The organism is Mycobacterium sp. DL99, from assembly GCF_004762045.1.
Classification (GTDB): domain Bacteria; phylum Actinomycetota; class Actinomycetes; order Mycobacteriales; family Mycobacteriaceae; genus Mycobacterium.
In genome coordinates this window covers 6,496,242-6,519,614 of the sequence record NZ_SJOM01000007.1, presented here as the reverse complement: position 1 = coordinate 6,519,614, position 23,373 = coordinate 6,496,242, and the positions used below count along the sequence as shown (strand labels likewise).

Annotated in this window: 18 protein-coding genes; 5 read left to right on the top strand and 13 right to left on the bottom strand. The window is 68.5% G+C overall.

Annotated features, from left to right (window positions below; all coding sequences use genetic code 11):
- Positions 1–106: 106 nt before the first annotated feature.
- From murJ to EYZ64_RS31680, 3 genes are read right to left on the bottom strand one after another with little or no spacing between them, the layout of a single operon-like run.
- Entirely contained in the window at positions 107–3,790 is a 3,684-nt protein-coding gene (gene murJ / locus EYZ64_RS31690) for a murein biosynthesis integral membrane protein MurJ (protein ID WP_135459672.1), read from the bottom strand.
- The gene (locus tag EYZ64_RS31685; protein ID WP_286175236.1) at positions 3,787–6,276 is read right to left on the bottom strand and encodes a DUF6049 family protein; all 2,490 of its coding nucleotides are present in this window, start codon (positions 6,274–6,276) and stop codon (positions 3,787–3,789) included. Before EYZ64_RS31685 ends, murJ begins: the two co-directional genes overlap by 4 nt.
- Positions 6,273–7,076 carry an NUDIX hydrolase gene (locus EYZ64_RS31680; RefSeq protein WP_135459671.1) on the bottom strand — a complete coding sequence of 268 codons (804 nt, stop codon included), beginning with the start codon at positions 7,074–7,076 and terminating at the stop codon, positions 6,273–6,275. The genes EYZ64_RS31685 and EYZ64_RS31680 overlap by 4 nt, the downstream gene beginning before the upstream one ends.
- An 84-nt stretch (positions 7,077–7,160) precedes the next feature.
- Between EYZ64_RS31680 and EYZ64_RS31675 the strand changes: the two genes are divergently transcribed.
- Entirely contained in the window at positions 7,161–8,618 is a 1,458-nt protein-coding gene (locus tag EYZ64_RS31675; protein ID WP_135459670.1) for a CCA tRNA nucleotidyltransferase, read from the top strand.
- A gap of 18 nt (positions 8,619–8,636) precedes the next feature.
- Positions 8,637–9,128 (top strand): pullulanase, encoded by a 492-nt coding sequence (locus EYZ64_RS31670; RefSeq protein ID WP_135459669.1) that lies wholly within the window; start codon positions 8,637–8,639, stop codon positions 9,126–9,128.
- A 10-nt stretch (positions 9,129–9,138) separates the two neighbouring features.
- On the opposite strand, the gene EYZ64_RS31665 is transcribed toward EYZ64_RS31670, so the two are convergent.
- Together EYZ64_RS31665 and EYZ64_RS31660 are read right to left on the bottom strand one after the other, a co-directional pair.
- On the bottom strand, positions 9,139–9,915 hold the full coding sequence (locus tag EYZ64_RS31665; RefSeq protein ID WP_167858054.1) for a TIGR03084 family metal-binding protein: 777 nt from the start codon (positions 9,913–9,915) through the stop codon (positions 9,139–9,141).
- Between the two features lie 23 nt (positions 9,916–9,938).
- Positions 9,939–11,174, bottom strand: coding sequence for an MFS transporter (locus EYZ64_RS31660; protein WP_135459668.1), 1,236 nt, complete (start codon positions 11,172–11,174; stop codon positions 9,939–9,941).
- Positions 11,175–11,310: 136 nt separating this feature from the next.
- On the opposite strand from EYZ64_RS31660, the gene EYZ64_RS31655 reads away from it, so the two are divergent.
- Positions 11,311–11,916 carry a YqgE/AlgH family protein gene (locus EYZ64_RS31655; protein WP_135459667.1) on the top strand — a complete coding sequence of 202 codons (606 nt, stop codon included), beginning with the start codon at positions 11,311–11,313 and terminating at the stop codon, positions 11,914–11,916.
- Between the two features lie 17 nt (positions 11,917–11,933).
- Here the strand turns inward: EYZ64_RS31655 and EYZ64_RS31650 are convergent, their stop codons facing one another.
- Both EYZ64_RS31650 and EYZ64_RS31645 read right to left on the bottom strand, forming a co-directional pair.
- Positions 11,934–12,284, bottom strand: coding sequence for a hypothetical protein (locus EYZ64_RS31650; protein WP_044514280.1), 351 nt, complete (start codon positions 12,282–12,284; stop codon positions 11,934–11,936).
- A 58-nt stretch (positions 12,285–12,342) separates the two neighbouring features.
- Entirely contained in the window at positions 12,343–13,278 is a 936-nt protein-coding gene (locus EYZ64_RS31645) for an LpqN/LpqT family lipoprotein (protein WP_135459666.1), read from the bottom strand.
- A gap of 211 nt (positions 13,279–13,489) precedes the next feature.
- Between EYZ64_RS31645 and leuS the strand changes: the two genes are divergently transcribed.
- A complete protein-coding gene (gene leuS, locus EYZ64_RS31640) occupies positions 13,490–16,354 on the top strand; it encodes a leucine--tRNA ligase (RefSeq protein ID WP_502702999.1) in 2,865 nt (954 codons plus the stop codon).
- A gap of 48 nt (positions 16,355–16,402) precedes the next feature.
- Here leuS and EYZ64_RS31635 read toward each other — a convergent pair whose 3' ends face one another.
- The gene (locus EYZ64_RS31635; RefSeq protein ID WP_135459665.1) at positions 16,403–17,077 is read right to left on the bottom strand and encodes an SDR family oxidoreductase; all 675 of its coding nucleotides are present in this window, start codon (positions 17,075–17,077) and stop codon (positions 16,403–16,405) included.
- A gap of 77 nt (positions 17,078–17,154) precedes the next feature.
- Here EYZ64_RS31635 and ggh point away from each other — a divergent pair, with 77 nt between their 5' ends.
- Positions 17,155–18,495, top strand: coding sequence for a glucosylglycerate hydrolase (ggh, locus tag EYZ64_RS31630; protein WP_135459664.1), 1,341 nt, complete (start codon positions 17,155–17,157; stop codon positions 18,493–18,495).
- A gap of 4 nt (positions 18,496–18,499) precedes the next feature.
- On the opposite strand, the gene EYZ64_RS31625 is transcribed toward ggh, so the two are convergent.
- From EYZ64_RS31625 to EYZ64_RS31605, 5 genes are all read right to left on the bottom strand, one after another.
- Positions 18,500–18,982, bottom strand: a complete 483-nt coding sequence (locus tag EYZ64_RS31625) for a MarR family winged helix-turn-helix transcriptional regulator (protein ID WP_135459663.1) — start codon at positions 18,980–18,982, stop codon at positions 18,500–18,502.
- 75 nt (positions 18,983–19,057) lie between these two features.
- The gene (locus EYZ64_RS31620) at positions 19,058–19,795 is read right to left on the bottom strand and encodes an amino acid ABC transporter ATP-binding protein (protein WP_135459662.1); all 738 of its coding nucleotides are present in this window, start codon (positions 19,793–19,795) and stop codon (positions 19,058–19,060) included.
- Positions 19,795–21,567 (bottom strand): ABC transporter substrate-binding protein/permease, encoded by a 1,773-nt coding sequence (locus EYZ64_RS31615; protein WP_135459661.1) that lies wholly within the window; start codon positions 21,565–21,567, stop codon positions 19,795–19,797. Before EYZ64_RS31615 ends, EYZ64_RS31620 begins: the two co-directional genes overlap by 1 nt.
- Before the next feature lie 45 nt (positions 21,568–21,612).
- Positions 21,613–22,278 (bottom strand): GntR family transcriptional regulator, encoded by a 666-nt coding sequence (locus EYZ64_RS31610; RefSeq protein ID WP_135459660.1) that lies wholly within the window; start codon positions 22,276–22,278, stop codon positions 21,613–21,615.
- 103 nt (positions 22,279–22,381) lie between these two features.
- The gene (locus tag EYZ64_RS31605; protein ID WP_167858217.1) at positions 22,382–23,206 is read right to left on the bottom strand and encodes an LLM class F420-dependent oxidoreductase; all 825 of its coding nucleotides are present in this window, start codon (positions 23,204–23,206) and stop codon (positions 22,382–22,384) included.
- Positions 23,207–23,373: the final 167 nt, after the last annotated feature.

Genomic DNA, 23,373 nt, shown 5'->3' with positions numbered 1-23,373 from the left:
TTCTCACACGCTGAACCTAAACGCTGTCGGGCAGCGGCCTGGACACTTGTTTGCTCCGCGCGCTATAACTCCTGGTCAACGCCCCAACTCGGCTGGGGATGACGGTTCAGGACGCCGCTTTGATGGTGACTTCGGAGATGTCGGTGCGGCTCTTGCCGTCCACGGTGCCCAGCGTCGAGATCCACACCAGGACGTATGAGGTCGACGACGCCTTGTTCACCGAGATGGTGTTGGAGCCGGGCTTCAGCGGGGTAGCCGGGGTCAGCTCGGTGGTGTCCGACAGTGACGACGGGGTGGCGGACTGGGCCGAGCGGATCTGCACCGAGGTGCCGGTGCTCGTCACGTTGAGGGTGACCGAGCCGACGACGGTCGGCTGCGGCAACTGCAGCATCAGGCCGACACCGTTCTTGAACCCGGGGAACGGGGAGGGATCCGAATAGGTGTCGGTGGACCACGCTGTGCCGGTGTTGCCGTCGATGGCCTGTCCGGCGGTAGCCGGTGAATCGGCTTCACCCTCAGGCGAGAACACCGTGGCCCGAACGGGTTTCACCGTGCTTCCGGTGGCGGCCGAGGAAGTGTCCTGGGTTCCGTCGCTACTCGACGGCGCGTTCAGGCCGAGCTCATCCCGGTTGAGACCGCCGCCGACGTCGCCGAAGATGCTGTTGAGCACCGAGGCCATCACCAGCAGCGCCACCAGGATGATGCCGGCGCCGACGCTGATCCCGATGATCAGGCCCTTGCGGCGCCGCGCTTCGGCGGCTTCGTGTTCCTCGGGCGTCTCGTGCACCCGGACCGGGGCGGCCGGAGCCGGGGTCTCCTCGACCGACCCCAACAGCTCGGTCCGATCCGCGATGGCGGTGGCCTGTTGCAGCAGATTCAAAAGGGTTGGAGCACTCCGGATCCCACCACCAGGCTGGACGGCGCGAGCGGCCGCAGCCGAGATCTGGAACGGGATGTCGCGGTCGACTGCGCGCGGCTCGACCGGCTGCCCGGCCTGGTCCAGGGCGGCAGGCTCCAAGCCGCTGCGCGACCCGGACTCCGGCAGCGGCCACCGATTCACCAGCAGCGCGTAGAGAGCCGCACCGATACCCCGGATGTCGTCGTCAGGTGTGGCGTCGGGCATGGTGGCCGGGAAGGCAAGTGCCACATCGCCTTCGATGCTGACCCGCACCCGGCCCGGGTGATCGATCGACAGCGCAACCCCGGCACGATGGGCGGCCTCGGCGGCAGCGGCCAGCGACTGGATGGCCCGCGCCCCACCGATCGGGGACGGCGAGGTATCGGCCACCTCCGCCAGCGAGCCGCCGCGAATCCACTCAGAGACGATCAGGCCGCCTGATCCGCTGTGGGCCACATCGAGCACGCGCGCGATACCGGGAACGTCGATGCGGCTGAGTTTGAGGGTGCGCGAGAGGATCTCCTGCACCTGCGCGTCGGACATGGTGGCGTCCGGGTCGACGAAGGTCAGCGCCACCTGACGGTCCAGTGCGGTATCCAGCGCCTGCCAGAACTGCAGGTGCGGTGGGCCGCCGTGGAACACGAGCAGCCGGTAGCGGCCCTCGGCGATCGTCGCCCCCGGAATGAGGTGCACATCTTCTTCGGACGATTCCAGTGCGGCATCGTTGGGAGAGGCGAACGAGATCGGCTCACGGGTCGGATCGCCGCCGTAGTCGGTGAGTGGGCGCGTCGCCCCGTTCGACCGACCCGCGGCCGCGTCGTCGGAAGCGGCGCCCTCGGCCGGTGTGGTGGCTTCCGGACCGGCAGGGGCCACGTCCGGTTGGAACTCGTCGGCGGCCGGACGCGGCAACTTCGTCGTATCGGTTGTCATGCCGGAACTCGACGTGGAGTCCAGTGCCGGGCCGTCCGCAGATTCGTCGGTCACCGGTGATCCTTTCCACATCCCCGCCCCGGCAACACCTGCCGGACTCCCGCCTCCGGCGGCTGCCGGGCTTGACGGCCACCCAGTGGGAGCAGAATTCCTCTGATCAGGGTACGTGACGGGCATGGGCGGATGAGGCCCGACGGGCGGCGCAATTGTTTGCGCGGCTACCTTTCCGGCCTCCGGCAGCGGCGCGATACGCCCACGCCCGAGTCGGCGGCGGACCATGGCCAGCGCCGACTGGGCCTCGGGCACCCGGGCCGCGAGCATCACGCCGGCAATGATCGGGACCATGATCACGCCGAGGACAACCAGGCGCAGCAGCGAACCCCCGGCACCGGCACGCGCGGTCAGTGCGTCCAACCCCAGCAGCCGGTCGGCCGCGTGGGCCACCAGGCTTGCGATCAACGAGGCCGCGATGGTCACCAGGATCGTGCGGATGACGGCGTCGCGCAGCAGCCGTCCGCCACGCGGTCGGAGGTTGGCCTTCAGCAGCAGATGGCCGACCACCGCCCCGGCCGCGAAACCAAGACCGTTGGCCAGGCCCAGGTAGCCGGCCACCATGTTGGGGTTGTCGGTCAGGTGGGGTGCGGCGATCGAGCTGATGATCTTGACGATCGTGATCACGACGATGATCAGGATCGGTGTCCACGGCTGCTCCCGTGCGTAGAACACCCGCAACTGCAGCAGCACCAGCGCGTAGGGGATCAGGGTGAAGGCCGAGAGCGTGATCGCCATCCCGAGGTACCCGGCGTCGGCGGCGCTGAAGTTGCCGTACGCGAACAGTGCGCTGCCGATCGCCGGCCCGCCGACGGTCATCATCGCCACGATCGGGATCAGCGTGACCATGGTCAGGCGGGTGGCCAGGGAAAGATCGTCGAGGACGGCGGGGACGTCGTCTGCCGCCGCGTTGCGGCTCAGGCGCGGCATCACCACGGTCAGCACCGTGACGCCGATCATGCCGAACGGCAGCTGCAGCACCAGCCAGGTGTAGTTGTAGATGGCCGGGCCGGAGGCGGAGGCCGAACTGGCGATCTGGTTGCCGACGATCAGGCCGATCTGGCTGACCAGCACGTAGAGCACCATCGCGGCAGCCATGGTGCCGAACTTCTTCAGCCGGGCGTCGATACCCCACAGCGGCCGCAGGCTGACCCGCTCGGCGCGGATCGCCACGAACAGGACCGCAGCCTGGACCACCACACCCAATGTGGTGCCGACGCCCAGGACCACCAGCTTGGCCGTGCCCAGCTCGACCGGATCGCTCGACAACTCACCGGGCACCAGGACGAAGACGCCCAGTGTCACGATCGCCACCACGTTGTTGAGAACGGGGGCCCAGGCCGGGGGGCCGAATACGTTGCGGGTGTTGAGGATCGCGCCGAACACCGAGGTCAGCCCGTAGAACAGCACCTGCGGCAGCAGCAGGTAGGCGAACGCGACGGTCAGCGGATCGTTCACCTGCGGATCGCTGCCGAGCATCAGCCGGACCAGCAGCGGGGCGCACAGCACCGAGAGCACGGTGGTGACCAGCAGCAGGGTGGTGGCCAGCGTCACCAGCCGGCGGATGAATGCGGTGCCGCCGTCGGGGTCGTCGCGCTCGGCCCGGGCCAGCACCGGCACGAAGATCGCGGTGAACGTGGCTTCGAGCACCAGCGCGGCGACCATGTTGGGCAGCTGGTTGGCCACCGAGAACGAGCTCGTCAGCGGTCCGCCGAGCAGGGCCATGAGCAGAACGAACCGGAGGAACCCGGTGATGCGCGAGATCAGCGTGGCGAACGCCATGCCCCATGACCGTGACACGACCGCGGAGTCGGACAGCTCCGCGCGTCCGGCCGGCCGGGCCGGGCCGGTCGCGTGCGGAATCCTCGGCGGGCCGGGTGGCCGGGCCGTGTTGGGGTCGGGGGAGGTCATCTGGGTCGATCCGGACTGTGTTCGGCGGCCGCCTTCGGGGCGGCCTCGACAGCGTCTCCGCTGCCGGTGTCATTGTTGAACGCCATCGCGACGTCGAGCGGGTCAGGGTGTTCGCCCGGCGGGATGAGGTCCGCGCGGTCGGGCTGGCCGCGGAAGCGGTGCCACAACCGGCGACCGGCGAGCGCCACGAGCACCGCCCCGGCCGACAGCGTGATGAAGAACAGCACCTTGCCGTAGGCGTTCGAATGCACCGACAAACGCACCGGCTCACCGAGGGTCAGACCGTCGGCGGTCTGCAGGCTGACGTCGACGGCCACCCGCTGGGTGAAGTGCACCTCGATCGGTACCCGCAGCGGCAGGTAGCCGGGCGGCAGTTCGATCTCGCCCATGTCGGTGACGGTCATGCCGGGCGGCGTATCGACGTGCAGCCGGACCCGTACCGGCACCGGCAGGTCGTTGCGCAACGCCAGCGGGAGCGGGCTGCGTTCGGTGGCCAGCGTGTACGCCCCACCCGGGTTGACGATCGTCACCGCGCCGAACATGTCGTTGACGCTGCGGCTGACCGTCTGCAATCGCTGCTCGGCCAGCCCCTCACGGGCCTCCGGCGGCACGGACTGGCTGAGCGCCCGCAGCATGTCCTCCCGCAGCGGCGCGGTGTACTGCATGCCGGTCAGCCCGGTGCGCTCGTCGGTGGTCAGCGCGGCGGTCAGCCCCCACAACCGGCTGATCACCGCCGCGATGCCGCTGTTGATGTTCTCGTCGATGCTGCTGCGCGGGTTGCCGAGGGAGTCCGGCGGCGGGGGCGCCACGGGCTCGGGCGGTACGGCGTTGCTCTCGGCGATCACCGCGGGCAGCGGGCGCGGCACGGCCAGCCCGGCGTGGATCGTGGTGGCCACCGACGTCAGGATGGCCTGCGCGTCGTCGGCGTCGAGGGACCACACCAGCGGTGGCATCAGGATCTGGGTCCGGGGTTCCTCGGTGGGCGTGAGCCCGCGCCACAGCAGAGCACCCAGCGCATCCTGGCGGCGTGCGGTCTGCGAGTCGTGGCGTACCGGGATCTCCAGTGACGGGTCCAGGTAGGACGGCGCCACCGGGTCGGTGCCCGCACCGGCCAGCGCGGCACCGACGGCCGGGTCGAATCCGGCGGCCACGACCTCTGGCCGGTACCGCAGCGGCGCGACGTCGGCGGTCTCGGGAGCGCCGGTTTCCGAGTCCTGGGCCGCGATGTGAGCGGCCGAGATGGCGACCGTCTGGCCCTGGGCGGCCAGCAGGTCCAGGGCCGGGCGGGTGAGGGGGCCGTCGCCCAGGATGCTGGCCCCGCGGATCGAGGCGACGCCCAGAATCTGGTCGACGATGTCGCCGGCACCGTTGGTGGCGATCGCGCTCAGGCCCGGATCGCCGACCCGCTGCAGTGCGGTCAGATCGGCTTGCGCGTAGTTGGTGGGCGCCACGCAGAGCCGTGCGGCCAGGGCGCGCAGTCGATTCAGCCAGCCGATGGCGGCCTCCTGGCCGGTACCGGGGCGAGTCGGGGTCCTGGGCCCGGCGTCGGGCCCGTCGTTGACGACGTAGCCGCCCGTCATCGCGTTGACCGTGACCAACAGATCGGGGTCGACGGCAAGGCACAGGGTGGCTCGCATCTGGCCGCCGGAGTCGACGGTCGGCCCGGTGGCGAAGTCGGCTGCCGACAGCAATGTGTCGAGCCGTCCGCCCGGGGCCAGCGAGGCGGCGAGGCTGTCGTCGACCAGGCGTACGGGCGTCGTTCCACCGGGGGCGCCCGGGGCCAGCCGCGGCCGGTCGGCCAACGGCCAGAGCATGGTCATCCGTACCGGCTGCGACGTGTCCGGCGGTACCACCGAATTGAGGGTGTCCGCGGCTGACATCGAGTCGGTGCTGTTGTCTGCTTGCCGGTCGGACGGTACGCCGAGGACGGGCAGCAGGAAGCGGGCATCGTCGAGTTTGGCCGGGGCCCCGTAATCGGGCGTGCCGTTGACGTTGATCAGTACGGGGTAGACGCCGGGTTCGGTGATGTGCAGCGATCCGGCACCTTCGGCGCGCAGGGGGTAGGCCAGCGTGAATCCCACCGACTGGCCGCGCTGCAACTCCGGTGCCAACGTGACGAAGTCGGCCACGGGCTCGAACCGGTCACCGTCTCCGGTGAGGTCGGTGCGCAGCTGGCTCGATGAGGTCACGGCCTTGGCGTGCTCCATCCGGATGTCCACGTCGCGTACCGGCCGGTCGCCGACGTTGAGTACGGCCCCGCTGACCGTCAGCACCGATTCACTGGTGGTGGTGACGACGTTGGGGGTGACGCGGTCGATCCGGATCTGCAGGAACGGCAGGGCACCGGGTTCGCTTGCGCCCGCACGGGGCAGGAGTACGGGGAGCGCGGCGGTGGACCACACCGAGAACAACAACACCACCGCTACAAGCACCACTGTGTGCGCCAGGAGGGAAACCCCTCGGCGCACCGCCGGGGCGGCGGTCACGGTCCCTGTCCGCATCCGTTCGTGCGCCGGCGGGGCTGGGGTTGCGCAGGGTCGTCGCGGCGGTGATTGCGGGCATGTGAATGGGTCTGGGGACGGCGCCGGGGCGCGCTGCGGGGCAGCGGCGGCAAGGAGCCGGGACCGTCGGTGTGCAGCTTGTCGATGAGTTCCCCGGCCACTTCGGCGAGCTTGCGCTCGTCGGCGTAGGCCAACCGGGAGGGCAGATCCCGCAGCGGGACCCAGGCGACCTCGGTCACCTCGACGTCGTCGTCGGACAGCTCCCCGCCCTGAAAGCGCAGGAGGTAATGGTGCACGGTCTTGTGCACCCGGCGGCCCTCGGTGACGAACCAGTAGTCGATGCTGCCGAGCGCGGCCAGCACGTCACCGCGGATACCGGTTTCTTCGGCGACCTCGCGGATCGCGGTCTGCTCGGCCGTCTCGCCGAGTTCGATGTGCCCCTTGGGCAGCGACCACAGCATCCGGCCGCGGCGATCGACCCGGCCGATCAACGCTGCCACCTGCGTGTCCTTGGGGCCGTCGATTCCGTCGATGACCAGACCTCCGGCCGACGTCTCGTGCACGGTGCGCAGCCGCTCCGGTGGCCGGCGCGGCCGCGATTTGTGCTGCTTGGACTGGTCACGCGGGGTGGGTGCGGGATTCGGGGAACCGGCGGTCGCCTCGCTGGGGCCGGCGGCGTCATTGCCCTGATCACCGGCCGGGGGCCCCGCCGCCCTTTGTGCACGACGACGGCCACGACGCCGGCTGCGGCGCCGTCGTGGTTTGGCCTGTTCGCCGTCCGACACCCAAGCGATAGTAGCTGCCACGGGGTTGGCCTCCTGCCCCACTCGCCGGTTGTGACCACACTGCGAGCATTAGGCTCATCGAACGTGTCCGACGCTGTTGTTACTGATGCCGAATTGTTGGCAGGCGCACTGGTCTCGCTGAACCACCGCGCCGAGGTACTGCGCGGGCTCGGTGCGGTGTTCGCCGCGGCGGGTCACGAGCTGTATCTCGTCGGCGGCAGTGTGCGCGACGCCCTGCTGGGCCGGCTGACCGAGCACAGCGATCTCGATTTCACCACCGACGCCCGCCCCGAGCAGATGTTGAAGCTCCTGCGTCCGTGGGCTGACGCGCTGTGGGATACCGGGATCGACTTCGGCACCATCGGCGTCGGCAAGGGTGAGCACCGGCTGGAGATCACCACGTTCCGGGCGGACAGCTATGACCAGGTGTCGCGAAATCCGACTGTCGAGTTCGGCGACAACCTCGGAGACGATCTGGTCCGCCGCGACTTCACCGTGAACGCGATGGCGGTACGCATCACGGCCGACGGCCCAGCCGAATTCCATGATCCCCTGGGCGGTTTGGCGGCCATCCAGGCCAAGGTGCTCGACACCCCGTCGGCCCCGCAGGTGTCGTTCGGGGACGATCCGCTGCGGATGCTGCGGGCGGCCCGGTTCGTGTCGCAACTCGGGTTCGGGGTGGCGCCGCGGGTGCTCGAGGCGCTGCTGGAGATGGCCCCGCAGTTGGAGCGCATCACCGTCGAGCGGGTTGCCGCCGAACTGGACAAGCTGCTGCTGGGCGCGGATCCCGTGGCCGGTGTCGATCTGATGGTGCAGACCGGGCTCGGTGACGTGGTGTTGCCCGAGGTCGGCGAGATGCGGATGGCCATCGACGAACATCACCAGCACAAGGACGTCTACTGGCATTCGCTGACGGTGCTGCGCCAGGCGGTGGACCTGGAGGACCAGGGTCCGGACCTGGTGTTGCGCTGGGCTGCACTGCTGCACGACATCGGCAAGCCCGCCACCCGCAAGCACGAGTCCGACGGCGGGGTGAGCTTCCACCACCACGAGGTGGTCGGCGCCAAGATGACCCGCAAGCGGATGCGGGCGCTCAAATACTCCAAGCAGATGGTCGACGACGTATCGCAGCTGGTGTATCTCCATCTGCGGTTCCACGGCTACGCCGACGACAAGGGCACGGGCAAGTGGACCGACTCGGCGGTGCGCCGCTACGTCGCCGACGCCGGCCCGCTGCTCGGCCGGCTGCACAAGCTGGTGCGCGCCGACTGCACCACCCGCAACAAGCGCCGTGCCGCGCGACTGCAGGCCAACTATGACGATCTGGAGAACCGGATCGCCGAGCTGGCGGCCAAGGAGGATCTGCAGCGGGTCCGGCCGGATCTCGACGGCAACGAGATCATGGAGATCCTCGGTATCCCGGCGGGCCCGCAGATCGGTGAGGCATGGCGGTATCTGAAGGAGTTGCGGCTCGACCACGGGCCGTTGTCCCGCGAGCAGGCCATCGACGAATTGTTGAAATGGTGGAACGCCAGGGGCTGATCGTGCGTCTGATCAGTCATGGACTACTGCCTGGGTGACCCCGACGGGACCGCGACCATCTTCACCGGGGTGCCCGATGTGGATGTGGACGGCAACGGCAGCCCCGACGGCATCGGTCTGGATTTCGACGGGGACGGCCGTATCGATGATGTCATGGCCGATTTCGACGGTGACGGTATCGCCGAGCGGGCGGTGCTCGACGTCGTTGACGACGGGCAGGCCGAAAGTTACTTCTCCGACGACGGTTCGGGCACCTGGGCGGTGCGGGTGGACCGGTCCGGGCAGGTGCGCTGGTTCGGGTTGGACGGGGTCGAAAAAACCGGAGGGCCGCTGGTCGATTTCGACGGCGACGGCGCCACCGATGACCGGCTGCTCGATGTCGACGGGGACGGTTTGGCCGACCGGGTGCTCGGGCCGGGCTTGGCGTACGTCGACACCGACGGTGACGGGCGGTGGGACCTGAAGCTGGCCGACACCGATGGGGACGGCCGCGCCGACGCGGTCTCCTGACTCCGCGTGCTCAGCTCCGGCCGGAGCCCGGCGGCCCGGCGAAGGCCTGCGCGATGGTCAGCCACTTGGCCGCGTCGTCACCGACCGCGCTCACATCCAGTTCGGCGGGCGCCCGGCGCTGGGTCACCAGCATGCAGAAGTCTTCGGCCGAACCCGTCACGCGCTGCTGGGCGTCGTGCGGTCCCCACTCCCACAGCGTGCCGTCGGGAGCGCGCAGCTCGACCCGGAACGGCTCGGCGGGTGGTGTCAGTCCGTGCACGGTGAACGCGAAATCCCTTGTGCGCACGCCGATGTGGGCAATCGAGCGGAGCCGCGCGGTGGCGGGCCGGTGGACTCCCAGCGCGTCGGCCACATCGAGGCCGTGCGCCCAGGTCTCCATCATGCGGGCGGTGGCCATGGACGTCGCGCTCATCGGCGGGCCGAACCAGGGCAGCTTGCGCCCTTCGGCCACGTTCACCAGCTCGGTGTGCAATCTCGCGCGGGTCCCGCGCCAATCGGCCAGCAGCTGCTCGGGAGGCGTCAGCGCGAGTTCTTCGGCGGCGGCGTCGACGAACCCGGTCGGGTCCTGCATCGCCTCGGCGAGAACCGCGTCGAAACCGGCTTGGTCGGTGATCGCGATGACCGACACCCGATCGGTCCACAGCAGGTGGGCGATCTGGTGGGCGATGGTCCAGCCCTGGGCCGGGGTGGCGGTGGCCCAGCGCTCGGGCGGCAGGTCGGCCACCAGGGCATCGAGTTCGTCGCTCTCGGCGGACAGGTCGGCCACGATCGGCTCGGCGCTCACCATGGCGGCCAGCCTAGACCGCAGGGTCACACCCGCTTCGGGGATGCCAGCGTGGCGTGGAGTCCGAGGCCGACGAGATAGGCCACGGCGCCGGCGACCACCAGTGCCGGCGACCGCCCGTCGGCGGGAATCACCGCGGCCGCGCCCGCGATCGCCGCGACGAACGACATCCAGAACAGCGCGTCCTGCACGGTGAACACGTGGCCGCGCAACGCGTCGTCGACGTCGATCTGCATCGCCGAATCCGCGCAGAGCTTCACCAGCTGGCCTGCTGCGCCGAGCAGGAAGCCACAGGCCAGCATCACGGGCACATGCAGCCCGATGGCCACCAGCTGGATCAACACGGCGAGGCACAGTGCGCCGTTGGCGGTCGCGTAACGACCGAACCGGCCGATCGCCGCGGGAGCGGCCACGGTGGCCAGGAACTGGCCGATACCCCCGGCTGCCAGGAACAGGAATGCACTGCCCAGGCCCAGTCCGGTCACATCCGGGTTGTCGGTATGCCGGACGATCACCAGCACCAGAAGCGAGTTGATCCCGAACGCCATGCGGTGTGCGGCGAGCCCGCCCAAGGTGCCGGCGACGGTGGGCACTGCCCACACCGTGCGGGCACCGTGAACCCAGCCGGTGGCCACCGCGTACGCCACCGAGCCGTGAATGGTGCGCTTGCTCTCGTGCGGACCCAGCACATGCGCACCGAAGCGCACCGACAACCACAACGCCAGTGCTACCGGAAGCGCGACGATGAACATCACCACCGAGGCGCCGGCGTCGTAGGCACCGAACAGATTGCGCGGCAGCAGCATGAAGACCGCGCCGAGGAATGCCGCCAACGCGCCGATGGCGGTAGCCACCGAGTTCATCGTTATCACCCGGTCGGCCGGCACCACGTCGGGCAGCGAGGCCGACAGACCTGAGGAGACGAACCGGGTCAACCCGTTGACGATCAGCGCGCAGCACAGGATGGGTACGTCGCCGACACCGAAGGCCAGCAGTGTGCCCACTGCCAGCACCACGAGCAGCCGGCCTGCGTTCGCCCCGATCAGCACGAGGCGGCGGTCCCAGCGGTCCAGCAGGGCACCGGCGAACGGGCCCAGCACCGAGTACGGCAGGAACGTCACCGCGAACGAGGCGGCGATCTGCCAGGGCTCGGCCTCGCGTTCCGGGTTGAACAGGATCGCGCCGGCCAACCCGGCCTGGAAAAGGCCGTCGGCGAACTGGCTGACCGCGCGCAACTCCAACAGCCGGCGGAATTCGGTCATGCCGCGCAACGAATGCCAGAGGGCACGGAGCGCGTGAGCATGAACCACCCGATCAACAGTACAAAGCTGCGCCGAAATCCGACCGCGCCCGGGCTTGTTCGCCACCTCGAGGCAATCGCGGTGCCATGATGTAACCGTGGCGCAGTCAGAAGACCCGGAGGATTTCATCGCGCCTGCGGCGCACCGGGTACGACCGGGCACGCTGCTGCTGGCCAATACCGATCTGCTGGAGCCGACCTTCCGGCGCAGCGTCATCTACATCGTCGAACACAACGCCGGCGGAACCCTCGGTGTGGTGTTGAACCGGCCCAGCGAGACAGCGGTCTACAACGTGCTGCCGCAGTGGGCGAAGCTCACCGCCAAACCCAAGACCATGTTCATCGGCGGCCCGGTCAAGCGGGACTCGGCGTTGTGCCTGGCGACGCTGCGGGTCGGCATGCAGGCCGACGGCGTGCCAGGGCTGCGGCACGTGCAGGGCCGGGTGGTGATGGTCGATCTTGACGCGGACCCGGACACGCTGGCCCCGGTCATCGAGGGCGTACGAATTTTCGCCGGGTACTCCGGCTGGACCATCGGTCAACTGGATGGCGAGATCGAACGCGACGACTGGATCGTGCTCTCGGCGCTGCCATCGGATGTGCTGATCGAGCCGCGGATCGACCTGTGGGGCCGGGTGTTGCGCCGTCAGCCGTTGCCGATGTCGCTACTGGCCACCCATCCGATCGACGTCAGCCGCAACTAGCGGCTATCTGCACTCCGTCACTTACAAGACAACGTGCAGCTGGCACATGAGCCGGCGCATCCCGCACCGGAAGCCGAACCGGCCTCCGCTGCCGCGACGGCCTTGGCACTCTGCCAGCAGCCGGCGGCCACTGTGGCGACGGCGCCGATGATGCACACCATGACGACCATCAGACCGGTGTGGGGTGCGGCGGCCAGGGCGGCGGCCCCACCGGCGGCGAGCATCACCGCGGCAGCCAGTTGGGTCGGGGCCACAGCCCTCAAGACTGACCGCACGGGATCACCGGTGCGAGGCCTGGTCAACAACCACAGCCCGAACACACCGACGATGACGGCGGCGCTCAGGCACAGCAGCGCGGCGATCAGCATGCGCCACACAATACGAGGCGCCGGTCGGTAAAGCGAGGTCGGGTTTGGTCCCGGTGATTCAGCCCTGCAGGCCCAGGAGCTGGGGCAAACCCGGCGCCGGAGCCGGTGCGGGTGCAGCCGGAGTAGCTGGCGGCGGCGCAGCGGCCGGGGCCGGGGCGCTGACCTTGAAGCCGGACACGATCGCGTCGGCGGCGTCGGCAGCCGCGGAAACACCCTGGTTGGCGGCCGAGGAGTTCACCGACAACGACACCAGGTAACGGTCCGGGCCTGCGGTGGCCAGGATGTGCCTGCGTGAGGTGTTGAGCATCTGGCTGCCCGACAGATAGCTACCTTCGATGAAAGCCGACGGGAAGCCGTTGAAGTCGCCCATGGCCATGTCGGTGGGGCGCCAGTTCTGCAGCTGCTGGGTGTCGACGAAGCCGTGGCTGGCGGCTTCGACCGGATCGAAATTGCCGACGAGCTTGTAGACCACGACCTGTGCGTTGGGGGTGTAGAGGTCGGTGCTCGAGCGGTCGGCGATCACCGCGAAGGCGTCGGGCACGTTCGGGTCCGGCACTTTGGTCCAGCCCGAAGGCAGCGGCAGCACGATGCTCAGCGCCTTGAAATCGTGGCTGACCTGAGGCTGCATCTGCACGCCCTTGCTCTTGAAGAACTCGGCGAAGGTGCCTGACGAAGCCGGGGTGATGGTCTGGGCCACCGGAGCCGGCGCCGCGACCGCAGGTGCGGGGACTGCCGCGGCACCCGGGGCGACGGCCGCACCCGGGACGCCTGCGGCGGCTGGGGCGGCCGGAGCGGCAGCAGCCTGCGCGGGAGCAGCCGGAGCGGCGGCGGGGGCGACCGTGACGGTCTGGGTCACCGTCACCGGGCCGGGAACGCTGGGTGCCGGAAGTAGGGGCTCGGCTGCGGCGGTCTGACCGGCGAGGCCGACAACCCCGGCCACTCCGACGGCCGTTCCCGCTGCCAGCACCCGCCATCGGCGGGCCAACTCGATCATCACTCGTTCCCTCCGCAAACCGTGCCCTCACCAGGCAACCTCGTCTCTAGGGGGCGAGACTATCCACGGGGCACCGCCTGCCACCAGCAACTCAATCGACCTGGAACCAACCCCTGACAGAGCTGCGACGCAACCGATACCAAGCCGTGGCCAACGGAGGGGTGAGACGGGCGGTGAGCTGCTCAAACCGTGGCCTTATACCCTGAACGGCGTGATCGAACCCGCCAACACGTCCCAGCCAGGGCATTCAGAGGACACCCCGCAGCACCGTTACACCGCGGAACTGGCAGGTCAGATCGAGCGCACCTGGCAGGAGACCTGGTCGGACCTCGGTACGTTCAACGTGGCCAATCCGGTGGGCTCGCTGGCACCGCAGGACGGCTCGGCGGTGCCCGCCGACAAGATGTTCGTCCAGGACATGTTCCCGTACCCGTCCGGTGACGGCCTGCACGTCGGGCACCCGCTGGGCTACATCGCCACCGACGTCTACGCCCGGTACTACCGGATGGCCGGACGCAACGTGCTGCACGCGCTGGGCTTCGATGCGTTCGGCCTGCCGGCCGAGCAGTACGCCGTGCAGACCGGGACGCACCCGCGCACCCGTACCGAGGCCAACATCGTCAACTTCCGCCGGCAGTTGGGCCGGCTCGGGCTGGGCCACGACGCGCGGCGTAGCTTCGCCACCACTGATGTCGACTTCTACAAGTGGACACAGTGGATCTTTCTGCAGATCTACAACGGCTGGTTCGACACCGCGGCTCGCAAGGCCCGGCCCATCAGCGAGCTGGTGGCCGAATTCGACTCCGGGGCACGCACTCTCGATGACGGCAGGACGTGGGCCGAGCTGTCGGCAGCCGAGCGCGCCGATGTGGTGGACGGCTACCGCCTGGTGTACCGCGCCGACTCGATGGTGAACTGGTGCCCGGGCCTGGGCACCGTGCTGGCCAATGAGGAAGTCACCGCCGACGGCCGCAGTGACCGCGGCAACTTCCCGGTGTTCCGGAAGCGCCTGCGGCAGTGGATGATGCGCATCACCGCCTACTCGGACCGGCTGCTCGACGACCTGGATTTGCTGGACTGGCCCGACAAGGTCAAGGCCATGCAGCGCAACTGGATCGGTCGGTCCACGGGTGCCTCGGTGGAATTCGGCACCGCGGCCGGCGATGTCGAGGTGTTCACCACCCGCCCGGACACGCTGTTCGGTGCCACCTACCTGGTGCTGGCTCCGGAGCACGATCTGGTGGATGCACTGGTCGCCGATGCCTGGCCCGAGGGCACCGATTCGCGGTGGACATTCGGTGCGGCGACGCCGGCCGAGGCCGTCGCGGCCTACCGGGCCGGGATCGCGGCCAAGTCCGATCTGGAGCGCCAGGAGAACAAGACCAAAACCGGTGTGTTCCTCGGTGCCTACGCCACCAACCCCGTCAACGGGCAGCAGGTTCCGGTGTTCATCGCCGATTACGTGCTGGCCGGTTACGGAACCGGCGCGATCATGGCGGTGCCCGGTGGCGACCAGCGGGACTGGGACTTCGCTACGGAGTTCGGCCTGCCCATCATCGAGGTGGTCGCCGGCGGTGACATCACCGAGGCGGCCTACAACGGTGACGGCACCATCGTCAACTCCGACTACCTGAACGGGTTGTCGGTGGCCGAGGCCAAGGACGTCGTCATCGGACACCTCGAGGCCGACGGCCGCGGCCGGGCCCGGATCGAGTACAAGCTGCGGGACTGGCTGTTCGCCCGGCAGCGGTACTGGGGCGAGCCATTCCCGATCGTCTACGACGCCGACGGCCGCGCCCACGCGCTGCCGGAATCGGCTCTGCCGGTGGAACTTCCGGATATCCCCGACTATTCGCCGGTGTCGTTCGACCCCGACGACGCCGACAGCGAACCGTCGCCGCCGCTGGGCAAGGCCACCGAGTGGGTGCATGTCGAGCTGGATCTCGGTGACGGGCTGCAGAGCTACACCCGCGACACCAACGTGATGCCGCAGTGGGCGGGCAGCTCCTGGTACGAGCTGCGCTACACCGACCCGCACAACTCAGAAGAGCTGTGCGCCAAGGAGAACGAGGCCTACTGGATGGGCCCGCGCCCGGCCGAGCACGGGCCGAACGATCCGGGCGGTGTCGACCTGTACGTCGGTGGCGTCGAGCACGCGGTGCTGCACCTGCTGTACTCGCGGTTCTGGCACAAGGTGCTGTTCGACCTCGGCTTTGTCAGCTCGAGCGAGCCGTACCGCCGTCTGGTCAACCAGGGCTACATCCAGGCCTTCGCCTACACCGACGCCCGCGGCAGCTATGTGCCCGCGGCCGAAGTCGTTGAGCGCGAAGGAAGGTTCTTCTGGCCGGGGCCCAATGGTGAGATCGAGGTCAACCAGGAGTTCGGCAAGATCGGCAAGAGCTTGAAGAACTCGGTCTCACCCGACGAGATCTGCGACGAGTACGGCGCGGACACCCTGCGGGTCTACGAGATGTCGATGGGTCCGCTGGAGGCGTCGCGGCCGTGGGCGACCAAGGACGTCGTCGGTGCGTACCGATTCCTGCAGCGGGTGTGGCGAGTGGTGGTCGACGAGGAATCCGGCACGGAGCGCGTCGGCGCCCACGAGGCACTCGACACCGACACCTTGAAGATCCTGCATCGCACGATTGCCGGGGTGACCGAAGACTATGCGGCGCTTCGCAACAACACCGCGGCCGCCAAGCTGATCGAGTACACCAACCACCTGACAAAGGAGGGGGTGGCGGCTCGCGCCGCGATCGAACCGCTGGTGCTCATGGTCGCCCCGCTGGCACCGCACCTGGCCGAGGAGTTGTGGAAGCGGTTGGGCCACGACACCTCACTGGCGCACGGACCGTTCCCGGTGGCCGATCCGCAGTATCTGGTGGACGACACCGTCGAGTTCCCAGTACAGGTCAACGGCAAGGTGCGCGGCAAGATCACGGTGGCCGCCGACGCGGACAAGGCGGCGCTGGAGGCCGCAGCGCTGGCCGACGAGAAGGTGCAGGCCTTCCTGGACGGCGCCACACCCAAGAAGGTGATCGTGGTGCCCGGCCGGCTGGTCAACCTCGTCGTCTAGCGATTTGTGGAGTTTCGGCCGTAATCAGCACGGCCAGAACTCCACAAATCACCCGGGGCGGACCACGATTTCGTGTACGTGACCGTCGGGCGGGGTGGTGACAGCCGTCGCCACCAGCCCGGCGACCGTCTCGGGCTTGAGGAACTTCGCCGGGTCGTAATCGCCAGCGCCGTCGGTCTCATAGGCCACCAGGTCGCGTTGCATCTCGGTGTCGGTGCGCCCGGGGAAGATCGAGGTGACCCGCAGTGACGGTTCGTCGGCGCGCAGTGAGTCTGCGAATGCGCGCAGTGCGAACTTGCTCGCCGAATAGGACGCCATCCCCGGCGAAACCTTCTGTCCGGCACCGGAATTGATGAAGACCACGTGTCCGCGGGCGGCCCGCAGCGCGGGCAGCAGGGCCAGCGTGAGCGCTACCGCGCCGGTGACATTGACCTCGAAGGATGCCCGCCACTGTTCGGCGATGGACTCCGAGACCCGGCCCGGGTATAGCACGCCGGCGTTGTGCACGAGCACATCGAGTTCGGCGAGCACCTCGGTGGCGGATTCGATTGAATCGGCGTCGGTCAGGTCCAGCGGCCAGGTCGGCGCGCCGAGGCGTTCGGCGACCGCGTCGAGGCGGGCCGACGGGCGCCCGGCCAGAAACAGCGTGTGGGTGGGAGCAAGGGCGGCGGCGATGGCCGAACCGATGCCGCCAGCGGCTCCGGTGATCAATGCAGACGGCACGACTGCAACGTTACTGTGACGCCGTTTGGCACGGGGCCGACCTGCGGAGCGGGCCGCGGCGTCGCATCATGGTAGGGATGCCACCGGATCCCAGCTTCGCTCCCACCCAGCTCGCCGCGCGGGCCGCCTACCTGTTGCGCGGCAACGACCTGGGTGTGATGACCACTGCCGCGCCGTTGCTGTATCCGCACATGTGGAGCTGGGACGCGGCGTTCGTCTCGATCGGGCTGGCCCCGCTGAGCGTCGAGCGCGCGGTGGTGGAGCTCGACACCCTGCTCTCGGCACAGTGGCGCAACGGGATGATCCCGCACATCGTGTTCGCCAATGGCGTCGACGGCTACTTTCCCGGCCCGGCCCGATGGGCCACGTCGGCCCTGGCCGCCAACGCCCCGCGGAACCGGCATACCTCCGGCATCACGCAACCGCCCGTGCATGCGATCGCGGTGCAGCGCATTCTCGACCACGCCCGCAGTCGCGGCCGGTCCACCCGGGCGGTGGCTGCGTCCTTCCTGGACCGGCGGTGGGCGGACCTGGTGCGCTGGCACCGCTGGCTGGCGGAGACGCGCGATCAGGACGGCCGCGGCCGCATCACGCTGTATCACGGGTGGGAGTCCGGCATGGACAACTCACCGCGATGGGACAGCGCCTACGCCAACGTGATTCCCGGCAATGTGCCGGAGTATCAGCGCGAGGACAACGCGATCATCACCGACGCCACGCAGCGGCCCAGCGACCTCGAGTACGACCGGTATCTGTGGCTGCTCGAGGAGATGAAATCCGTTCGCTACGACGATGATCTGCTTCCGAAGGTGATGAGCTTCGCGGTCGAGGACGTGTTCGTCTCGGCGATCTTCTCGGTGGCCTGCCAGGTTCTCGCCGAGATCGGGGAGGATTACAAACGCCCCAATGCCGATGTCCGTGACCTCTACTCCTGGGCCGAACGGTTCCGGGTCGGTGTGGTCGAGACCGCCGATGAACGCAGCGGTGCGGCAAGGGATTACGACGTGCGCGCGAAGAAGTGGGTGGCCACCGAGACGGTCGCACAGTTCGCTCCGCTGCTGTGTGGCGGATTGCCGCACGATCGTGAACGCGCCCTGCTGCGGCTACTGGAAGGTCCGCGTTTCTGCGGGCATCCGGACCTGCGGTATGGGCTGATCCCGTCGACCTCGCCGGTGTCGCGGGACTTCCGGTCGCGTGAGTACTGGCGCGGCCCGGTGTGGCCGGTGATGACCTGGTTGTTCTCGTGGTGCTTCGCCCGGCGCGGTTGGGCCGAGCGGGCCTCGACGCTGCGCCGGGAAGGGTTGCGTCAGGCCAGCGACGGGACTTTCGCCGAGTACTACGAGCCGTTCACCGGGGAGCCGCTGGGCAGCATGCAGCAATCGTGGACCGCGGCGGCGGTGTTGGACTGGTTGGGATAGCCCGCTACTCGGACTTGGCGTGGGCGGTCTGAGCCTGATCGTTCTGGACGGCCAGGCGCTCGAGCGGGGCCAGGGCGGCGGCGAGGGTGGCCAGGTCATCTGCGCTCAGGTTGGCCAACCGGGCGGCCAGATCGGCACGACGCGCGGCCAGCGATTCGCGGTGCTGCACCAGCCCGCGTGGGGTGACCTCGACGAGCACGGCACGGAGGTCGGAAGGGTCGCGGGAGCGCTTGACCAGGCCCAGCTTCTCCAGCCGGCGGATTGCCACGGTGGTGGTGGGGGTGCGCACGCGCTCGCGGGCGGCCAGCTCGGTCATCCGGATCGGGCCCTGGTCCAGCAGGGTCAGCAGGATCGAGAGCTGGGCCAGCGTGAGCTCTCCGGCGGTGCCCTTGTTGGTGTCGCCTCGGCGCAGCACCGAGAACACCTTGGAGAGAACGCGTTGCAGCTCTCCGGCCAGCTCTGTGACCTGTGAATCGGGCTCCACCATAATTCGCTAGTCTAACCTGTCTGAAGCTGCCAGGTCGGCAGCTTGTTGGGTTTGGCGCAGGGGTTGCCGTAGCTCTCACAGCACCTGCGACAGGAATCGGCGCAGCCGATCTGTCTCGGCCGCTTCGAAGATCTGCTCGGGGGTACCCGACTCGACCACTTTGCCGTGATCCATGAAGACCACCGCATCGGCGGTGGAGCGGGCGAAACCCATCTCGTGGGTGACCGCCACTATCGTCATCCCCTCGGCGGCCAGTTCGGCAATCAACTCGAGGATTCCCTTGACCAGCTCGGGGTCCAGCGCCGAGGTGGCCTCGTCGAAGAACATCACCTGCGGCGCCATGGCGAGCGCCCGCGCGATCGCAACCCGCTGCTGCTGGCCGCCCGACAGTGTGATCGGACGCACATCGGCCTTGTGCCGGAGACCAACCCGCTCCAGTTGGTCCAGCCCCAATGTCCGGGCATGCTCGGCGCTGAGCCCCTTGAGCTTGCGCGGGCCCAGGGTGACGTTGTCGAGAACGGTCTTGTGCGGGAACAGGTTGAACTGTTGGAACACCATGCCGATGCGTTGGCGCAGGCGGTCGGGATTGTCGGCGAGCACCGAGCGGCCGTCGAGCAGGATGTCGCCACGGTCGGGTTCGTACAAGCGGTTCAGGGTGCGCAGCAGCGTCGATTTCCCGGATCCGGACGGTCCGATGACGGCCGTCGTGGTGCCGGCAGGCACATCCAGATCCACCCCGCGCAGCACTGCGTTCGGCCCGAATGACAGGTGGATGTCCTTGGCGGCCAGCGCGACCGGCTGTGGTGCCGACATCAGATCATCTCCTGGTTGGTCACCGCGGGCAGGGGATCTTCCTCGGCCGGCGGGCGGCCTCTGCGCAGCCGGTTGTCGACGAAGTTCACCAGATGGGTCAGCGGGATGGTCAGCAGCAGATAGAACAGCCCGGCCGCCACCAGCGGTGACAGATTTCCGGTCTGCGCGTTGAGATCTCGCCCCACCTGGAACAGCTCCCGCTGGCTGGCCACCAGACCGAGGAAGTACACCAGTGACGAGGCTTTGAGCAGGGAGATGAACTGGTTCATCAGTGCCGGCAGGACCCGCCGGATGCCCTGTGGAACGACGACCAGGCGCATCGACGAGGCATAGCTGAAGCCCAGGGCGCGTGAGGCTTCCATCTGCCCGGGCTCGACGCTCTGGATGCCGGAGCGGAAGATCTCCCCGACGTAGGCCGCTGCCATGAGCCCGAGCGCCGCGATGCCCAGGGGGTAGGGGCTGTTGCCGGTGAGCGATCCGACCACGGGCCCGATGCCCAGCCCGATCAACAGGATGATCACCACTTCGGGCAGGCCGCGGAAGATGTCGGTGTACACCCGGGCGGGCCAGCGTAGCCACCGCGACCGCGAGATACCGGCGACCGCCAGGACCATCCCGAGCACCAGCCCGATGACGCTGGCGCACACGGTCAGGATGAGTGTGTTGGGCAGGCCGGTGCGCAGCAGGTCGGGGATCGCCTGCTTGTAGAGGTTCCAGTCCAGGAAAGAGTCCCGCAGTTGCGCGAGTGTGGATTTGGGTGCGACGGGGGCTCCGGCGGCGGGTTTCTCCTTGGCGGCGGCGATCGCGGCGAAGTCGGGCAGCTGGGGAACGGGCGCGGACTTGGAGCCGGGCTTCCAGCCGGGCGGCAGGGCCCGCGGCACCCAGTCGGAATACAGCTTGGCCCAGGTGCCGTCGGCGATGACGGCGTCCAGTCCGGAGTTGAGTGCACCGATCAGCGGCAGGTTCTCCTTGGCGACCGCCCACGCCACGAAATTGTCCAGGCTGAACGTGTTTTCGATGATCTGCGCCGGGTCACCGGGCTGCACGGTCCCCGAGGCCTGCTGCGACGGTGCCACCCAGGCATCGATCTGACGGGTCTTGAGGCTGGCGTAGACGGTGTTGTAGTCGGGGAACTTCACCGGCTGTATGTGCAGCGTGTCGATGACGTAGGCCTCCTGCACGGTGCCCTGCACCACCCCGATGCGCTGTCCGGGGGCGAGCTGCCCGAAACCGGTGATCGGTGAGCCGGTAGGCACCACGAGCGAGAAGTAACCGAAGTCGTAGCCGTTGGTGAAGCCGACGGTACGGCGCCGGGCATCGGTGGTGGTGATCGACGACGACGCCACGTCGAAGCGCCGGGACGCCGTCTGGGCCAGAAGGCCCGAGAAGTCGGTGCCGACGAAGTTGATCCGCAGGCCGAGCTTGTCGGCGACGGCGCGCAGCAACTCGTTGTCGAAGCCGGTGAACTGTCCGGCCGAGTTGATGCAGATGCTGGGAGGCGCATCCGACAACGTGCCGACGGTGAGCACGCCGGGGGTGCTCAGGCCGAGGTTCTCGGTCCGGATCGTGTCCAGGGGGGCGACGGTGGCGGTGGTGTATTTGTCGGCGCCGGGCCCGGTGGCCGCGGCGGCCAGGTTGGTGGGCAATGCGCTGGCGCTGTCCACTCCGGGGGGTGCGCACTGGTCGACGTCCGCGCCTGCCGGTGCTGCACACACCAGCCCGAACAGCATCAGGACCGTGGTCAGCAGCACGGCCGATCGTCTGGCGTCCATCTGATGCAACCTAGTGGGCGGACGCCAGGTGATGAGCGATTCCGCTCAAGGGGACCGTAAGTCGCCCAACACTCCACGCCGGGTCAGCTCGCCGACCATGATCTGCGCCATCTTCTCGGCGCGCTCGGTGCAGGCCTTGCGGGCAGCCTCGGGATCCCGGGCGTGGATGGCGGCGGTTTCCTCTTCGTAGCCGGCCAGAAACTCGGCCTTGGCCTGCGGGTAATTGATCCAGAACTCCGAGGGCGCGAAGCTCTTGCCGGCGCGGATGGTGGCATGCAGGCGCGGCCCCGCGTACTCGTCGTTGATCGCGTCGCGGTACACCCAGCAGGCCTCCTGGAAGGTCTTGGTGTCCTTTGCTGAACGCATCACGCGCAACGTGTCATCGAGATGGGCGATGATGCGGGGGGTGGGGTTTGTGGCGCAGCGCGCCGAGGCGATGCCGTTGAGGATGCCGTACAGCTCGTGATGTTCGGCGACCGTCGCCTCGTCGAACCGGGACACGAATGCGCCGCGGTGGTACCGCGTCGAGAGGATTCCGTCGTGCTCGAGCTGAACCACGGCTTCCTGGATCGGGACGCGGCTGAGCCCGAGGTCACGGACGATCTCGTTGCGATCGATGCGGTCACCGGAGCGCAGTTTGCCCGTCATCACCAGATTGATGATGTGCGTGACAACCTGGTCCTTCTCCTTGACCCCGTAGTTTTTGGGCACCCTCGGTAACTCCCCCTTTGAGTTGGGACACACACCCCCCGTGCGTTAGCGTTTCGCAAGTTTCTCACGGGCGGCTCCAAAGGGTGATGCGAGTGGCTTCAGCTCATCCGCTGAACTTTGCGTGCCGCCCGTCGCGCCACCGGCACAGGGCCTCGGCGCCGGTCAGGTCGTAGTCGGGTCCGTTGACGCCGACGGTGACGATGCTGACGCCCAGATCTGCCAGCGCATCAGCCTCGGCGAGCATGGCGTCGATGCCGCCGGACTCCTGTACCCCGGCCGAGCGCTGCACGGTGGACGGATCGCGGCCGGTGGTGGCGCAGTGCTCGGCGAGCACCGCTGCCTTGCCCGGGTAGGTGTTGCGGTCGACGAATGCGTGCCAGATGTGAGCGTGTTCGGCCACCAGGCGCAACGTCTTGCGTTCGCCCTGGCCGCCGATCAGGATCGGGATCTCCCGGGTGGGCGCCGGGTTGAGCTTGGCGAGCCGGGCCTCGATGCGCGGCAGCGCTTCGGCCAGATCGTCCAGCCGGCTGCCCGCGGTGCCGAACTCATAGCCGTACTCGTCGTAATCCTTTTGTTTCCAACCACTTCCGATGCCCAAGATGAGGCGGCCGTCAGAGATGTGATCGACGGTGCGGGCCATGTCCGCCAGGAGCTCGGGGTTGCGGTACGAGTTGCAGCTGACCAGTGCGCCGATCTCGATACGCGAGGTCTGCTCGGCCCAGGCGCCGAGCATCGTCCAGCACTCGTAGTGTGCGCCATCGGGATCGCCGTAGAGCGGGAAGAAGTGGTCCCAGTTGAACGCGATGTCGACGCCGATGTCCTCGCAGCGGCGCACCGCATCGCGGATATGGCTGTAGGTGGGGGAGTGCTGTGGCTGCAGTTGCACACCGATGCGTATGGGGTGGCTCACTTTTACGAGGGTACTCAGGGGTGATCCGCAGCATAGGCTGATTGTGTGCAGCGGATCGCGACTGTCGTGCTCGCCGTTTTGCTGGTCGCGATGCCGATCAGCGGGTGCTGGGCCAGGCCGGCTCCCTCCCAGCAGGACACCGGGAGTCCCACGCCGGCACGACCGCAGAACTCCGTGTCAGAGCC

Bases quoted from the DNA above. Each gene is read 5' to 3' on its own strand.
- EYZ64_RS31660 (WP_135459668.1), bottom strand. From the start codon at position 11,174: ATGACCGAATTCCGCCGGCTGTTGGAGTTGCGCGCGGTCAGCCAGTTC.
- EYZ64_RS31665 (WP_167858054.1), bottom strand. From the start codon at position 9,915: ATGGTGAGCGCCGAGCCGATCGTGGCCGACCTGTCCGCCGAGAGCGAC.
- murJ (WP_135459672.1), bottom strand. From the start codon at position 3,790: ATGACCTCCCCCGACCCCAACACGGCCCGGCCACCCGGCCCGCCGAGG.
- ggh (WP_135459664.1), top strand. From the start codon at position 17,155: ATGCCACCGGATCCCAGCTTCGCTCCCACCCAGCTCGCCGCGCGGGCC.
- EYZ64_RS31620 (WP_135459662.1), bottom strand. From the start codon at position 19,795: ATGTCGGCACCACAGCCGGTCGCGCTGGCCGCCAAGGACATCCACCTG.
- EYZ64_RS31615 (WP_135459661.1), bottom strand. From the start codon at position 21,567: ATGGACGCCAGACGATCGGCCGTGCTGCTGACCACGGTCCTGATGCTG.
- EYZ64_RS31670 (WP_135459669.1), top strand. From the start codon at position 8,637: ATGGACTACTGCCTGGGTGACCCCGACGGGACCGCGACCATCTTCACC.
- EYZ64_RS31650 (WP_044514280.1), bottom strand. From the start codon at position 12,284: ATGCTGATCGCCGCGCTGCTGTGCCTGAGCGCCGCCGTCATCGTCGGT.
- EYZ64_RS31625 (WP_135459663.1), bottom strand. From the start codon at position 18,982: ATGGTGGAGCCCGATTCACAGGTCACAGAGCTGGCCGGAGAGCTGCAA.
- EYZ64_RS31645 (WP_135459666.1), bottom strand. From the start codon at position 13,278: ATGATCGAGTTGGCCCGCCGATGGCGGGTGCTGGCAGCGGGAACGGCC.